This window comes from Mesorhizobium sp. M1004 (assembly GCF_040318795.1).
Taxonomy (GTDB): Bacteria; Pseudomonadota; Alphaproteobacteria; order Rhizobiales; family Rhizobiaceae; genus Mesorhizobium.
Genome location: NZ_JAMYNB010000005.1, coordinates 382096 through 397301 on the forward strand (window position 1 = coordinate 382096; position 15206 = coordinate 397301).

The window sequence follows — 15206 nt, forward strand, 5'->3', positions numbered from 1 at the left end:
CGATAAACCCGTGCCCGTAATAAAAACGTGACCGCATGAAACATCGCTTTCGATAGCGACGTATTGGGAGGACAAGGACGAGCGCGGCCATCCCAGGATCGCGCAGCCGGAGGCGAGGAAAAGATGGAAACCATTACCGTGAGTCAGCCCGGCGCAGGCGTCGATGCCGCCTCAACGAAGGATGCGACGCTGATCTACCGGCAATCGCGCTGGACCCGCCTGACGCACTGGCTGTGGGCGATCTCGCTGTTCTTCATGCTTTTGTCCGGCCTGCAGATCTTCAATGCCCGGCCGCAGCTCTACATCGGCAAGCAATCCGGCTTCGAGTACAACAACACCGTCTTTGCCATCGGCGCCGAAAACACCGCCACCGGCCCGCGCGGCTATACCGAAATCTTCGGCCATCGCTTCGACACCACCGGCGTGCTCGGCTGGTCGGGCCCGGCCGGTCAGCAAACCTCGCGCGCCTTCCCCTCCTGGGCGACGATCCCGTCCTATTACGATCTCGGCACCGCCCGCGTCGTGCATTTCTTCTTCGCCTGGATACTGACCACCACCCTGGTCGTCTGGCTGGTCGCCAGCCTGGTCAACGGCCATCTGCGCCGCGATCTGGCGCCGCGCCTTGACGATCTCAAGCGGCTGCCGCAGGACATCATCGAGCACGCCAAGCTCAGGTTCCACCACACACGCGAATACAACACGCTGCAGAAAATAGCCTATGGCGGCGTGCTGTTCGTGCTGTTGCCACTCATGATCATCACCGGCCTTGCCATGTCACCGAGCATGAACTCGGTGCTGCCCTGGTTAAACGAAGTGCTCGGCGGAAGGCAGACGGCGCGCACCATCCATTTCACGGTGATGGTGCTGCTGGTCGGCTTTTTCATCGTCCATATGATGATGATCCTCGCTGCCGGCCCGATCAACGAACTGCGCTCGATCATCACCGGCTGGTACCGCACGGATCCGCCAACGCATGGCGACACCGAGAGGAGTGCGTGAGATGGCCAAATTCCAGATCAGCCGCCGAAAGTTCCTGACGGGTGCCGGCCTCGGCGTTTCCGGCATCATGTTGTCGGGCTGCGATGCCTTCGACAGCCAGCTCGGCATGGGCGATGGCCTGCGCAGTTTCCTCGAAAACGCCAATGGCCTGACCTACCGCGCGCAACGCTGGCTTGCCGGCCGCGATGCTCTGGCGCCGGAATTCACCGAGGCCGACATCCGCCAGCCGCAGCGGCCGAACGGCGTCACCGCGCCCGACGATGACACCTACAAGGGCCTGCTCGCCAACAATTTCGCCGACTGGCGGCTGGAGGTAACGGGCCTGGTCGAAAAGCCGCTGTCGCTCAGCCGCGAGCAGTTGGAGAACATGCCGAGCCGCACGCAGATCACCCGCCACGACTGTGTCGAAGGCTGGAGCTGCATCGCCAAATGGACCGGCACCCCGCTGTCGCTGGTGCTCGACCAGGCTGTGGTCAAGCCGCAGGCCCGCTATGTCATGTTCCACTGCCTCGATACGATCGATCGCAGCCTCTCCGGGGAAATCAAATATTACGGCACCATCGACCTGATCGATGCCCGCCACCCGCAGACGATCCTGGCCTACGGCCTCAACGGCAAGCCGCTGCCGGTCGAAAACGGCGCGCCGCTGCGCGTGCGCGTCGAACGACAGCTCGGCTACAAGATGCCGAAGTATCTCTACAAGATCGAGCTCGTCGACAGTTTTGCCAATATTGGCGGCGGCCGCGGCGGCTATTGGGAAGACAATGGCTATGACTGGTATGGCGGGATTTGATGGCCTCGCATTCTGACCGAGCACGATCTGACTCCGACCGAACCGAGCTTGCCTGAGGAAGCCGGTTTCGAGCGCGTGGCCGAACTTGGCGATTGGCCTGAAGACACTCCAATATCGTCCTCTGCAAAACGGTCGCAGAAAACGGCGCGGCTTAAGCAACCTTGTCGAGCAGTGGCTTGAGCGCCGGATGTATCTCCGGCGAGGCGAGTTTGATCAGCGTCAGCAGCGCGCGTTCATTGTCACGCAGCGGGCGGTCGGTGCCGATGCGATCGGCCAGCCATTTCGCCTCGCTGGCGTCGATCGTCTCGGCGCGGCGCGCGAGTGCCTCGGCGGCACGGTTCTTCGACTCCCATTCGGCCTCGATATCGCCGGGCGAACGATAGGCTTCCATGATGCCGGCCAGTCCGCCCGACACCATGCGGCTGAAGAAGCCACCAATTTCGGGCTCGGCCTGGTCCAAGAAACTGTCACGACGCAGCGCCACATCGCGCGTCGGCGCTTCGTAGCCGGCCGAACACATGACGAAATTGGCGAGCGCCTTGACGAACAGGTCGTTCCAGGACGGGTCGTTGTGGGCCGCTGCGGTCTGCTCGTTGATCTGGAACAGCACCTCGGCCTCAACCCGTGTGATGGCAATGTTACCGTCGCCGCCATAGGCGTGGAGAATGCGGCGCAACAGATCGACCTCTGCCTTGGCGACCAGCCCGGGAACCAGCGCGCCGCCGAGCATCAGTGGTCCCTTGCCGTCGACCACCGCGTTGGCGACCTGCTCGAGCGCGTAGGCGGAGAGCCGGCCGGGCGATGATTTCGCCCTTTCCAGCACATGCACCAGGAGCTCCAGTTCGGTCACACTGTCGACCATTCCGTCGCGCGAGATGGTCTGGATCAGCCAACCGGCATTGTCTTCAGAGATATAGCCTGCCGGCTTTTCCTGGTGGACGATGTAGTCGGTAACGGCCTCGACGAAGAATTCAGGCCATTGCGGGCATTTGTCCGTCGCTGTCGCATCGAGCGCGAACAGTGCTTCAGCCTCGCCGCGCGTCACCACGCCGTCAGCGAACACTTCGCGACGCAGCATGACGACATCTTCCGCCGTGATGCGGTCCTTCGAGGCCAGCCCCGCCACCGGCGCGCTCCCGATCCGTTCGCCCATCTGTCAATCCCCATCCGCCGTGCCCAACGCAATTGCCGGCCAAACCGTCAGCCCAGAATATCGCCATTGTCTTGAAAAACCGGCAAACGGCGTGGTTAGCGAAGACTGTAAAGACGACGCGCTTTACGTGTCGCTGGCAGGTGACAAGGTGTCGCCGACAAGCTATGGATGGCGCGTCGAGGGCTTAAGTTTTGAGTCCTACCTGTTTGCGGGAGAGAGCAGCGCGAGCTGCCGCCGAAGGGGAAATCGCCCGAAATCTCTCAGGCAAAAGAACCGTAGACGGGAAAGACACTCTGGAAAGTCGGGGCTTGCCCCCGCGCCGAAGGTGTAAGCGTCGCCGACAGAGTTCCGGTTGCGCGAGTCTCTCAGGCTTCAGACAGAGGGGCACGGACTGGTCGCCAGCAGCGGCCGATTGCGTGCGACTCTGGAGATGACATGACGGGCGACGACACCAAACACCTTCCTCTCGAAGATCTGCACACCGCCGCCGGCGCACGCTTTGGCGCCTTTGCGGGCTGGTCGATGCCGCTGACCTATCCGGCCGGCGTGATGAAGGAGCACCTTCACACCCGCGAACATGCCGGCCTGTTCGACATTTCGCATATGAAGCTGTTCGAGATCAGCGGACGGGGCGCTGCGGCACTGCTCAACCGCGCCAGTCCGCTCGATGCCGGCGCGCTTGAGATTTCACAGTCCAAATATAGTTTCTTCCTCAACGAGGCCGCCGGGATCATCGACGATCTGATCGTCACCCGGCTCGGCGCCGAGCGCTTCATGGTGGTCGCCAACGCCGGGAATGCGGTCGAGGACGAGAAGCATTTGCGTGCGCTGGCCGCGGACTTCGACGTCAAAGTCGATGCGCTCGACCGCGTCTTCCTGGCGATCCAGGGGCCGGAAGCCTGGGCTGCCTTGTCCCGCGCCGGCATCGAGACCGGCTCGCTCTTGTTCATGCATGGCATCGAGCCGAAGCAAAACTGGTTCATGAGCCGCTCCGGCTACACCGGCGAGGACGGCTTCGAGATCGGCCTGCCGGAGGCGGATGCGCGCGCTCTGGCCGCGAAACTGCTCGAGGACGAGCGTGTGTTGTGGATCGGCCTTGCTGCCCGCGACTCGCTGCGGTTGGAGGCCGGCCTGTGCCTGCACGGCCAGGACATCACGCCGGAGATCGATCCGGCGAGTGCCGGCCTGATGTGGGCGATCCCCAAAGATCTCCGCGCCGGCGGGTCCTTCATCGGCGCCGATGCGCTGCGGTCCATCCTGGAGCGCGGGCCGTCGCAAAAGCGCGTCGGCCTGAAGCCGGACGGCCGCCAGCCGGTGCGCGCCGGCGCTGCTTTGTTCGATGCCGACGGCGATCCGGCCGGCTACGTGACATCAGGCGGCTTCGGCCCGTCGGCCGGCCATCCCGTCGCCATGGGCTATGTGTCAACGGCCTTGGCCAAGCCGGGCACGAAACTGTTCGCCGACGTTCGCGGGACGAAAATCCCGGTCGATATCAGTTCCTTGCCCTTCACTCCTCATCGCTACCGCAAAGGATAATTCCGATGGCAAAAACCTATTTCACACAAGATCACGAATGGCTGAGCGTCGAGGGAGGCATCGCCACCGTCGGGATAACCGACTATGCGCAGGAACAGCTTGGCGATCTCGTCTTCGTCGAACTGCCTCAAATCGGCACCAAACTCAGCAAGGGCGACACCGCCGTGGTCGTCGAATCCGTCAAGGCGGCATCCGATGTTTATGCGCCGGTTGATGGCGAGATCACCGACGCCAACGGCGCGCTGTCCTCGGACCCGTCGCTGGTCAACTCCGCTGCGACCGGCGACGGCTGGCTGTGGAAGATGAAGCTCGCCGACGAAGGCCAACTCGCAGGCCTCATGGATGAGGCCGCCTACAAAGCCCATATCGGTTGACATCAGGACCTATTGCCATGAGCGCAGCACTTACCCCCTTCTCGGCCCGCCACATCGGTCCTGATGTAAACGACGTCAGAGCCATGCTTGCCGTGATCGGCGTTCCCTCCGTCGAGACGCTGATCAGCCAGGCCGTGCCGCAGTCGATCCGCCTCGATCTGCCGCTAGCCCTTCCCGCGCCGGCGAGCGAAGCCGAAGCGCTGGCCGAATTGGCTGCGACCATGGCAAAAAACAGGGTGCTGAAGAGCTTCATCGGCGCCGGCTATCACGGCGTCCATGTGCCGCCGGTCATCCAGCGCAACCTGTTCGAGAACCCGGCCTGGTACACCGCCTATACGCCCTACCAGGCCGAGATCAGCCAGGGCCGCCTGGAAATGCTGTTCAACTTCCAGACCTTGGTCACCGAATTGACCGGCCTGCCGGTGGCTTCGGCCTCCCTGCTCGACGAAGCGACGGCGGTGGCCGAAGCGGTCGGCATCGCGCTGCGCCATCACCGCGACAAGCGCACCAAGGTGGCGCTGGCCGGCACGCCGCATCCGCAGACGCTGGACGTCGTGCGCACCCGCGCCGAGCCGCTCGGCATCGAGATCGATGGCGAGACCATCGACGACAACACCGCCGCCCTGCTGGTCTCCTGGCCGGACACGTTTGGCGTTTATGGCGACCACAAGGCGGCGATCGAGAAGGCTCGCGCCACCGGCGCCGTGGTCGTCTTCATCGCCGATCCGCTTGCGCTCACGCTGACCGAAGCGCCGGCCAGGCTTGGCGCCGACATCGCCGTCGGCCCGATGCAGCGCTTTGGCGTGCCGATGGGCTTTGGCGGCCCGCACGCCGCCTATTGCGCCGTCTCCGACAAGCTGACCCGGCTGATGCCCGGCCGCCTCGTCGGCCAGTCGATCGACAGCAAGGGCCGTCCCGGCTATCGCCTCGCCCTGCAGACGCGCGAACAGCATATCCGCCGCGACAAGGCGACCTCCAACATCTGCACCGCGCAGGCGCTGCTTGCCAACATGGCGACCGCATACGCGATCTGGCACGGGCCTACTGGTTTGCAGGCGATCGCAGCCCGAATTCATGAGCTCGCCAACGGCCTCGCAGCAGGCCTGAAAACCGCTGGTGTTTCCGTGCTCGGCTCAAGCCGTTTCGACACGGTGACGGCCGAAGTGAAGGGCAAGGCAGCTTCGATCGCCGCTGCCGCTGAAAAAGGTGGCCGGCTGCTGCGCGTCATCGATGCCGACCGCATCAGCATCGCCTTCGACGAAACCTCGACCGAGGCGGATCTCGAGGCTATCGCCGCCCTGTTCGGCGCCAAGTCCGGCGCTACTGAGGCCGGCGCGATGCCCGGCAAGCCGCGCGGCAAGGAGTTTCTGACCCAGCCGGTTTTCCGCGAAAACCACTCCGAGACCGACATGATGCGCCTGCTGCGCAGGCTAGCCGACAAGGATTTGGCGCTCGACCGCACCATGATCCCGTTGGGCTCCTGCACCATGAAGCTCAACGCGGCGGCCGAAATGATGCCGGTCAGCTGGCCTGTTGTCGCCAACCTCCATCCCTTCGCGCCGGCCAGCCATTCGGCCGGCTATCGCGCCATGGTCGGCGAGCTGGAAGGCTGGCTGGCGGAGATCACCGGCTTCGACGCCGTCAGCCTGCAGCCCAATGCCGGCAGCCAAGGCGAATATGCCGGCCTGCTCGCCATCCGCGCCTATCACCGTTCGCGTGGCGAAGGCCATCGCACCATCTGCCTGATCCCCCAGTCCGCGCATGGCACCAATCCGGCGAGTGCGGCGATGGCCGGCATGAGCGTCGTCGTCGTGCGTTGCCTGGAGGACGGCAATATCGACATGGACGATATGCGGGCCAAGGCCAACGAGCATTCGAAGAATCTCGCAGCCCTGATGTTCACCTATCCCTCGACGCACGGCGTCTACGAGGAAGGCGCGCGCCACCTGTGCGCTCTCATCCACGAACATGGCGGCCAGGTCTATTTCGACGGCGCCAACCTTAACGCGCTGGTCGCCCTGGCGCGGCCCGCCGATATCGGCGCCGATGTCTGCCACATGAACCTGCACAAGACCTTCTGCATCCCGCATGGCGGCGGCGGTCCGGGCGTCGGTCCGATCGGCGTCAGGGCGCATCTGAAACCCTATCTGCCGGGTCATGTCACCGAAGATTCGGCGCATGCCGTGTCCGCTGCCCCGTTCGGCAGCGCTTCCATCCTGCCGATCACCTGGATGTACATCCGCATGATGGGCGCCGCCGGCCTGAAGCAGGCGACGGAGACGGCGATCATCTCGGCCAATTATGTGGCGACGCGGCTCGCGCCGCACTTCCCGCTTCTCTACAAGGGCAGGCACGATCGCATCGCGCATGAATGCATCCTCGACACGCGCGTCCTCAAGGAGAGCGCCGGCATCAGCGTCGACGATATCGCCAAGCGGCTGATCGATTACGGTTTTCACGCGCCGACCATGTCGTTCCCTGTCGCCGGCACGCTGATGGTCGAGCCGACCGAATCCGAGCCCAAGCGCGAACTCGACCGGTTCTGCGAGGCGATGATTGCCATCGCCGGCGAGGCAGCGAAAGTGGCGAAGGGTGAATGGCCGCTCGAGGACAACCCGCTGGTCAATGCCCCGCACACGGCGGCCGAAACCCTTGCCGGCCAGTGGACCCACCCCTATTCGCGGCTGGAAGCGGCCTACCCCGCCGGCGATGTCGATACAGCGGCCAAATACTGGCCGCCGGTCTCGCGCATCGACAATGTCGCCGGCGACCGCAACCTCGTCTGCTCCTGCCCGCCGCTGTCGGAATATCTCGGCGCCGCCGAATAACACTCTGGCCTGTCAGGCTGAGCGCAGGGCCGGTCCGTCGGCTTTGCCGTTGAGGACAAGCACGCGATTTCGCCCGGCGTTCTTGGCCGCGTAGAGCGCCCGGTCGGCCTCGGCCAGCACTTCATCCAGGCTGCTGCCGTCTTCCTTGCCAAAGCCAATGCCGCCGCTGACGCTGCTGCGCAACGGCCCGCGCGGCGTCGGCACCACTTCCGTGCCGAAGGCGACGCCGATCCTGCTGGCGAAATCGTAGGCCTTGTCTTCGGTCATCCGAGACATGACCAACGCGAACTCCTCGCCGCCCAGCCGGAAGGCGTCGACGCCAACCCTGTCATACTTCTTGATGACTGCGGCGAAACGGCAGAGCACCCGATCGCCGACGGGATGGCCATAGACATCGTTGGTTCGCTTGAAGTGGTCGAGGTCGAACATGGCGACCGACATGAACGGGCCGAAGACGCGCTCGCGATAGAGCGAGTTCAAAGCCCGCCGGTTCATCAGACCGGTCAACGGGTCGGTCAGGGTCTCGGCCTTCAGTTCGATCTGTGCCTGCAGATGATGCAGCGACAGCGTCAGCGCGCCGAGAGCCGTCATGCAGGCGACCGCCACGACCGAATTCAACCGCTCGGCCCAATTGTCGGGTGCGACGCCGAGCACCCACTGGCCCTTGACCAGAAGCACGGCGCCGCAGAGCCCGAAGGATACGCCGCAGACGCCGCTTAGCGCCGAAACGACCAGCAGAATGCCGCGATCCTGACCGCCCTTGATCCAGAACATCACCCCGATCGAGGCGAGCAGCACTGTTACCGTCGTATAGGTGAGGATGAAGCCGACACCATCGAAACCGAGATAGGTCACGCCGGCGCAGACAGCGATCGCGAGCATGGCCGGCAGGACAGCGCGGCTGTAATTGCGCACACCAAGATATTGCATGGCCGAAAGTGAAAGCGCCAGGAAACCGAGGCTGAGCAGCGCCAACGCTGCCTGACAAAGCAACGGACTGGGCTCCCTCGTGTAGCGCCAGAAGACGATGACGTGGGCGACAAGGACGAGAATGCCGCACGCCACCGTCAGCACGAAGCGTGCACGCGGCGCCGTGAACCAGATCACAAACATGGTGACGCTCAGGCATGTGCCCGACAGCGCAGCCGCCAGCAATAGCGAACTGAAATCCAGCATGGATGAGCGGCAACCTTTGGGATCTTCGATTTGTGGCGCATCATAGGCATGCAACCGGCCGGAGATACCGTTTTCGGCCGGTTTTCAAAGCAACCTGCCGACAGGGTTTACAAAGCGTCGACTGCCGTCCCGCGAAGCTCGGCACGCGAGTGTCCCTAGTCTCAGCCCTTGTTGAGCAGCGCCAGATTGGCGTTGATCACGCTCGGGTCGGCCATGCCGGCCCTTGCTTCCATGAGCAGCGCTCTCGCCTTCTTCTTGTTGCCGCGCAGCAGCTGCGAATAGCCCATATTGTTGACAATCTGCGGCTTGCGCCCGGCAACCTTCAAAAGCTGGTCGTAGGCGCGGTCGGCGAAGTCGAAGCGGCCGAGTTCGTCATAGGAGGCGGCAAGCCCCATCCATCCCTCGGCACTGTCGGCCTTCAGTTCCACGGCCTTGCGGAAATGCTGTTCGGCAAGGCCGTAATTGGCCTCGCGGAACTGCGCCTTGCCTTGCGCAAGGTCGGAGGTGCTGACGTCTTTTGCCACCGGTTGGATCGATGTGGTCTTGGTTTTGTCGACGTTGTCGGTCGTGCAGCCGCCGACCATCAAGACCGCCGCTAGCGCGGCCATTGCCGTGAAACTTCTGTGACGCATGCCCCTGGCCCCAATCGCCCGATTTACCGGGTCGTTCTCTGAGGAAGCAGACTACAACAGGGCGATTAAACTTCAGTGCGGAAACGCGCCTAAAATTTGGTTTCGGGCACAGAAGCCATTAACCAACCGAAGCCTATTCCGGCTCCAGCGCCTTGAGCCCCGCCGGAAACTGATAGCGCCTGCCGTCGTAGCGGAGCCGATAGGTTCGTTTCATGGACCTGCCGGGATGGGACTGGCACTCGCCATTCTTGTCGACAGATGGATTGTCGGTGTCCAACCGCTCGAACACTGTGATGTCGTGATAGCCGTGATGTCTCGCCGGGCTCATCGCCAGGCTGACCCGGTTGGATTGAAAGGATCCTGCGCAATTGGTGTCGCCTTCGCCGCCAAAGCCGGCCACGATGATGCCGTCGAGCACCAGGCGCAGAGCACCGCCGTCAAGGGCATAGAGCCGCAGGTCGGTTTCACTGAAAGGATTCGGCTGCGAATGGTTTGCCATGTCGATGCGCAGGCCGAAGGCGCCGACATCGGGCGCCAATCTGTAGCGCCCGGTATCGAAGTCGATCTCGCGGATGCCGACGGCATCATCGGTCATCAGCCCGGGCTGGAGCAGGCGCTGGCGCACCTGCCGGGTCTTCCTGTCGACGACCAGAAGCTCGACATCGCCGAAATGCCCGTCGTCGCTGGATTGGGAGCTGTCGATCAGCGGCACGGCGACCAACAACAGGTCGGCATGGGCGGGCCAGATCTTGCAGACCACGCCGAATGGCGCATCGCCATCCCAAAGCGTCTGGGCGATGCTGGTATGAGGTTCGAGCGTGAAGGAGGCGCCATCGGCACTCTTTTGGGCCTTGGGATATGCCTGCTGCACCAGAGCGGCAGCGTCGCCGCAATCGTCGGCCGCGGCCGAGGCCGGCGACAGACTGGCCGCGGCGAGGCCGAGGAAGGCGGTGCACAAGACTATTCGCATGGACGGCTCACTCATTTTGCTTTTTGCGGATTTTGCCGAAGGAGAGCGGCCAAACCGGCCGGATATGACATCCAGGCGAAGCGTAGTTGAAGTGAGTAACCGCAGAAAGCCGCCGGGCGGCCACTTGGTATCTACTGCCTTGGTATATCTACTGAACCGCCGTCATTTTGACGATGATCGGGATGACGGCGATCATCAGCACCACCGGCAGGATGCACACCACCACCGGCACCGACATCTTGGCCGGCAAGGCATGTGCCTTCTCCTCGGCCAGCGACATGCGCTTGTGGCGCATTTCGTCGGAGAACACGCGCAGCGCCCCGGCGAGGCTGGTGCCGAGTTCCTTCGACTGCTGCAAGAGCGTGGCGAAGGAGCGCACCTCGTCCAGGCTGAGGCGGTCGGCGAGCGCCTTCAATGCATCGTCGAGGCTGCGGCCGGCCCTGAGTTCCAGCGACACCAGCTGCAGATTCTGGCTCAGCGACGGATAGGTCTTGGCCAGTTCCTTCGAGACCCGCTCGATGCCGGCCTCCATGCTCATGCCGGCATCGGAGCAGACGATCATCAAATCCATGAAGTCGGGAAAGCCGTTGCGGTATTCGCGCATCTTTTCCCGCACCTTCTGGCTGAGCACCAGGCCGGGCACGAAATAGCCGGCGGCTCCCGACAGGATGATGAAGGTCCAGCGGCTGGTCGCGGTGGAATCGGCGCTGCCCATCCAATGGTTGACCAGGAACGCGCCGATCGCTGCGCCCACCAGGCATGCGAAGCGGATCAGGAAGAATGTGCCGACCGCGCGCGGCTCCATATAGCCCGCCTGGATCAGCTTCATACGCAGCCGGGCGACATTTTCCGGATCGCTCTTGGCGTAGAATTCCTGCGCCCGCTTCACCGCCTTCTCGCGCACGACGCTCTGGTTCTTCTTCGGCACCGCCTCGGCCTGTTGGGGAGTCTTGCTGTCGTCGATCTTGAGCCGGCGCTTGAGATCGTTGCGGTCGCCTTTGGCCACCACCAGCGGCCATGCCACCGCGCTGCCGCCCAATGCCAGCAGCAGCGCGGCTACCGGCATCAGCGACGTCGGCGCCAACGAGGCAAGAAACTGGATCACCTGATCCATCTCAGAACCGGAAGTTCGACATCTTGAACATGATGATGTTGCCCAGCATCAGCCATGTCACCGAACCGCCCAGCAGATACCAGGTCTTCGGCACATCCCAGACGCTTTGATAGAATTGCGGCATCATCACCATGATGGCGGCGAACAGCAGCGCCGGCACCGCCGTCAGAATATAGGCCGACATACGGCCTTCGGTTGAAATGGCGCGCACCTTGCGGCGCAGCTTGCCGCGTTCGCGGATCGTCGTCGACAGCCCGTCGAGGATCTCGCGCAGATTGCCACCCGAGCTCGTCTGGATCGACACCGCGGTGACGAACAGCGGCAGATCCTCCTGGCCGACGCGGTCGAACAGTGAATTCAGCGCCGAAACCAGGTCGGAACCATAAGTCACCTCGTCGGAGATAACGCCGAATTCGGTGCCGATCGGATCGGGCATCTCGCGCGACACCATCGAGATCGCCACGGGAACCGGATGCCCGGCCTTCAAGCCGCGCGTGATCAATTCCAGCGCCTCCGGCAACTGCACGCCGAAACGCTTCACCCGCCGGGCACGCTTGGAACGCAGCACAATTACCGGCAGCAGCGCTGTCAGCACCACAAACAGCAAAATGGCGAGCAACAGCGGCAGGCCGTACCAGAGCGCGACGAGCATCATCGCCAGCGCCACGCCCGTCGTCATCGTCAGGAATTTCGGCAAGGGCATCACCATGCCAGACTGCGTGCGCAGCGCGCGAAAACGGTCGGGCGAGAAGAATGACGTGCCGGAATCGAGGCCGCGTTCCTTGCGCAGCTGGATCAGCACCTGTTCCTGGCTGATCTTGTTTTCCTGCAGCTTCATGCGCCGGTTGATAGCCAGGCGCTTGTCGCTGCGGCCGGCATAGAGCAGATAGCAGCCTTCGGCGATCATGATGCCGGTCAGCGCTGCCGCGGCATAGACGACATAGATCGGGCTGAAATTCTCGAACACCCGGCTACTCCTGCGGCCGGCCGGGTTCGAAATATTTGCCGGGGAATTCAATGCCCATATTGCGCAGGTCCTCGAGGAAACGCGGGCGAATGCCGGTCGCCTCGTAGTGACCGAGGATCTTGCCGTCGGCTTCCATGCCGGTGCGCACGAAGCGGAATATCTCCTGCATCTGGATGACGTCGCCTTCCATGCCGGTCACCTCGGCGACGCTGGTCACCTTGCGCTTGCCGTCCGACAGTCGCGTCAGCTGGACGATAAGGTCGAGCGCGCTGGCGATCTGGCTGCGGATCGACTGCACCGTCATCGGCATGCCGGTCATGCCCAGCATCTGCTCGAGGCGCGAAATGGCGTCGCGCGGCGTGTTGGCGTGGATGGTCGCCATCGAGCCTTCATGGCCGGTGTTCATCGCCTGCAGCATGTCGAAGGCCTCCTCGCCGCGGCACTCGCCGAGGATGACGCGGTCAGGGCGCATGCGCAGCGCGTTCTTGACCAGGTCGCGCTGCTTCAGCTCGCCATGACCTTCGATGTTGGCGGGGCGCGTTTCCATGCGCGCGACATGCGGCTGCTGCAGCTGCAGTTCGGCCGCGTCCTCGATGGTGATCAACCGTTCGTCTTCCGGAATAAAGGCTGACAATGCGTTGAGCATCGTCGTCTTGCCGGTGCCGGTACCGCCCGAGATGATGGTCGTTTTGCGGGCGTGGACTGCAGCCGCCAGCACCTCGGCCATGTTCTGGGTGATGGCGCCGAACTCGACCAGCTTGTGCAGGCCGAGCTTGTTCTTTGAAAACTTGCGGATCGACACCAGCGGCCCGTCGACGGCGACCGGGCGAATGGCGGCGTTGAAGCGCGAGCCGTCGAGCATGCGGGCATCGACCATCGGCTGCGATTCGTCGACCCGGCGGCCGACGGCGGCGACGATCTTGTTGACGATGCGCAACAGGTGCGCCTCGTCCTTGAACGGGATATGGACCTGCTGCAGCTTGCCCCGTTTTTCGACGAAGCAGTTCTGGTGGCCGTTGATCAGGATGTCGTTGATGTCGGGGTCCTTGAGCAGCGGTTCCAGCGGGCCGAGGCCGACCATCTCATCGACGATGTCATCGACCAGCGCTTCAAGTTCGACGGTGTTGATCGCCATACGCTCCTGGCGGGTCTTTTCCGACACGAACTCCTGCACCTGCCGGCGCATCTCATCCTTGGGCAGGCGCTCCAGCGCGACCAGGTTGATTTCCTCGAGCAGCAGCCGGTGGATGCGCACGCGGGCATCGAGCACCTTGTTGGCGCTTTTTCCCGGTGTTGTCTCCGGCTTCGGCGGCAAGGCCTTGCGGTTCGTCGGGATGACCACGGCGTGATGCGCGACCGGCGCCGCCTCGGCCGGCTTCAGCGCGCGGACGTCACGGTTCTGCAGGGTCGAGAAGCGGCTGGTCATCCGGCTTTCCTCTTCAGGAGGCCCCTGCCGATGCCGAACAGCGAGCGCGATTTCTCCGGCGTCACCACGGCTTCTTCCGGCAGGATGATCCTCTTCAGATCGTTGACGACATTGGCGTTCGGGTCGATCTCATGCAGCGGCACGCCGCGGTCGACCGCTTCACGCACAAGCCGGTAATTGTTGGAGATGCCGCCGACGAAATGCTCGCCGAGGATTTCCTGGACATCCGCCTGCTTTATGCCGTTGTCGAACATCTTCTGCTCGAAACGGTTGACGATCACGTTCGGCTTCACTTCCTTGCCTGCCGTCTCGTAGACCGCCTGGATCAGCCGCTGCGTATGGCGCAGGCACGGCACCGTCATTTCGGCGACGATGTAAAGCTTGTTGGAGCCGAGCAGCACCGTTTCCGTCCACGGAAACCAGGTGCGCGGCATGTCGATGACGACGTTGTCGAAATAGGCCGAAACGAGATCGAGCATGCGCACCACGACATCGGTCTTGAACGAGCGCATTTCCGACGGATGCGTTGGCGCCGCCAGCACGCAGAGCCCGCTCGCATGCTTGGACAGCATCACATCCAGCAGCTGACGGTCGAGGCGCTCGGGCTGGTTCTCGATTTCGGTGATGTCGAAGCGCGGCTCGAGGTCGAGATATTCGGCGCAGGCGCCTTGCTGGAAATTGAGGTCGACCACGCAGGTCGACGCGCCGCGCGTCACCGAATGATGCAGCTGGAAGGCTGTCTGCAGCGCCAGCGTCGTGGTGCCGACGCCGCCGGCGGCCGGCATGAAGGTATAGATCTGCGACTCGGTGTTTTCCTCGCGCCCCGGCCCTTGCAGCGCGCGCACGACCGACCGCACCAGATCGGCGGTGGTGATCGGCTTGACCAGGAAATCGGCGACCTGGAGCTGCACCAGGATACGCACTGCGGCTGCGTTGAATTCCTGGGTGACGACGACCACCGGAACGCGGCCTTCAAGCCGGCGCATGATGCGCTGCAGCGACTCGATCTCTTCCAGCTTTGCCGCATCCATGTCGACGATGAGCGCGCCGAAATCGGCTTCCTGGACCTCGCCGCGCAGTTCGGTAATGTTCTTCTCGACGGTCGAAAGCTGGATCACCTCCGAGGCCGCGAACGCGGTGCGCGTATCCTGCGCAAAGGTCCGGTCGCTGGACACCAGCAGGATCTTCTTGGTCTTGATGCCGCTTGCCATTTTGTCAGCCTGTCAGGTCATTCCCGG

At 63.3% G+C, this 15206-nt stretch carries 13 protein-coding genes and 1 riboswitch; of the genes, 5 read left to right on the plus strand and 8 right to left on the minus strand.

The window, feature by feature from the left end:
- Positions 1 to 123: 123 nt before the first annotated feature.
- The gene (locus tag NKH54_RS13435) at positions 124 to 999 is read left to right on the plus strand and encodes a cytochrome b/b6 domain-containing protein (protein WP_023825655.1); all 876 of its coding nucleotides are present in this window, start codon (positions 124 to 126) and stop codon (positions 997 to 999) included.
- A gap of 1 nt (position 1000) precedes the next feature.
- Positions 1001 to 1792, plus strand: coding sequence for a molybdopterin-binding protein (locus tag NKH54_RS13440; protein WP_023681588.1), 792 nt, complete (start codon positions 1001 to 1003; stop codon positions 1790 to 1792).
- Between the two features lie 151 nt (positions 1793 to 1943).
- Here NKH54_RS13440 and NKH54_RS13445 read toward each other — a convergent pair whose 3' ends face one another.
- The gene (locus NKH54_RS13445; protein WP_023735311.1) at positions 1944 to 2945 is read right to left on the minus strand and encodes a hypothetical protein; all 1002 of its coding nucleotides are present in this window, start codon (positions 2943 to 2945) and stop codon (positions 1944 to 1946) included.
- 199 nt (positions 2946 to 3144) lie between these two features.
- Positions 3145 to 3231: riboswitch (glycine riboswitch) on the plus strand.
- A gap of 149 nt (positions 3232 to 3380) precedes the next feature.
- Between NKH54_RS13445 and gcvT the strand changes: the two genes are divergently transcribed.
- From gcvT to gcvP, 3 genes are read left to right on the plus strand one after another with little or no spacing between them, the layout of a single operon-like run.
- Positions 3381 to 4481, plus strand: a complete 1101-nt coding sequence (gcvT, locus tag NKH54_RS13450; protein ID WP_023695441.1) for a glycine cleavage system aminomethyltransferase GcvT — start codon at positions 3381 to 3383, stop codon at positions 4479 to 4481.
- A gap of 5 nt (positions 4482 to 4486) precedes the next feature.
- Positions 4487 to 4855, plus strand: a complete 369-nt coding sequence (gene gcvH / locus NKH54_RS13455; RefSeq protein WP_023688297.1) for a glycine cleavage system protein GcvH — start codon at positions 4487 to 4489, stop codon at positions 4853 to 4855.
- A 17-nt stretch (positions 4856 to 4872) separates the two neighbouring features.
- A complete protein-coding gene (gene gcvP, locus NKH54_RS13460; RefSeq protein WP_027050367.1) occupies positions 4873 to 7683 on the plus strand; it encodes an aminomethyl-transferring glycine dehydrogenase in 2811 nt (936 codons plus the stop codon).
- A gap of 12 nt (positions 7684 to 7695) precedes the next feature.
- On the opposite strand, the gene NKH54_RS13465 is transcribed toward gcvP, so the two are convergent.
- The 7 genes from NKH54_RS13465 to NKH54_RS13495 all read right to left on the minus strand — a co-directional run bounded on the left by NKH54_RS13465 (position 7696) and on the right by NKH54_RS13495 (position 15179).
- Positions 7696 to 8859, minus strand: coding sequence for a GGDEF domain-containing protein (locus tag NKH54_RS13465; protein ID WP_352462575.1), 1164 nt, complete (start codon positions 8857 to 8859; stop codon positions 7696 to 7698).
- Positions 8860 to 9020: 161 nt separating this feature from the next.
- Positions 9021 to 9491, minus strand: coding sequence for a hypothetical protein (locus NKH54_RS13470; RefSeq protein ID WP_023667596.1), 471 nt, complete (start codon positions 9489 to 9491; stop codon positions 9021 to 9023).
- 133 nt (positions 9492 to 9624) lie between these two features.
- Positions 9625 to 10461, minus strand: a complete 837-nt coding sequence (locus NKH54_RS13475) for a PA3715 family protein (RefSeq protein WP_023753326.1) — start codon at positions 10459 to 10461, stop codon at positions 9625 to 9627.
- 148 nt (positions 10462 to 10609) lie between these two features.
- Positions 10610 to 11575, minus strand: a complete 966-nt coding sequence (locus NKH54_RS13480) for a type II secretion system F family protein (RefSeq protein WP_023695444.1) — start codon at positions 11573 to 11575, stop codon at positions 10610 to 10612.
- Position 11576: 1 nt separating this feature from the next.
- Positions 11577 to 12542: a type II secretion system F family protein gene (locus NKH54_RS13485; protein WP_023688292.1), complete on the minus strand. Its 966-nt coding sequence runs from the start codon at positions 12540 to 12542 to the stop codon at positions 11577 to 11579.
- A 4-nt stretch (positions 12543 to 12546) separates the two neighbouring features.
- The gene (locus NKH54_RS13490; RefSeq protein WP_023667600.1) at positions 12547 to 13968 is read right to left on the minus strand and encodes a TadA family conjugal transfer-associated ATPase; all 1422 of its coding nucleotides are present in this window, start codon (positions 13966 to 13968) and stop codon (positions 12547 to 12549) included.
- On the minus strand, positions 13965 to 15179 hold the full coding sequence (locus tag NKH54_RS13495) for a CpaE/TadZ family protein (protein WP_023667601.1): 1215 nt from the start codon (positions 15177 to 15179) through the stop codon (positions 13965 to 13967). The genes NKH54_RS13490 and NKH54_RS13495 overlap by 4 nt, the downstream gene beginning before the upstream one ends.
- Between the last annotated feature and the right edge of the window lie 27 nt (positions 15180 to 15206).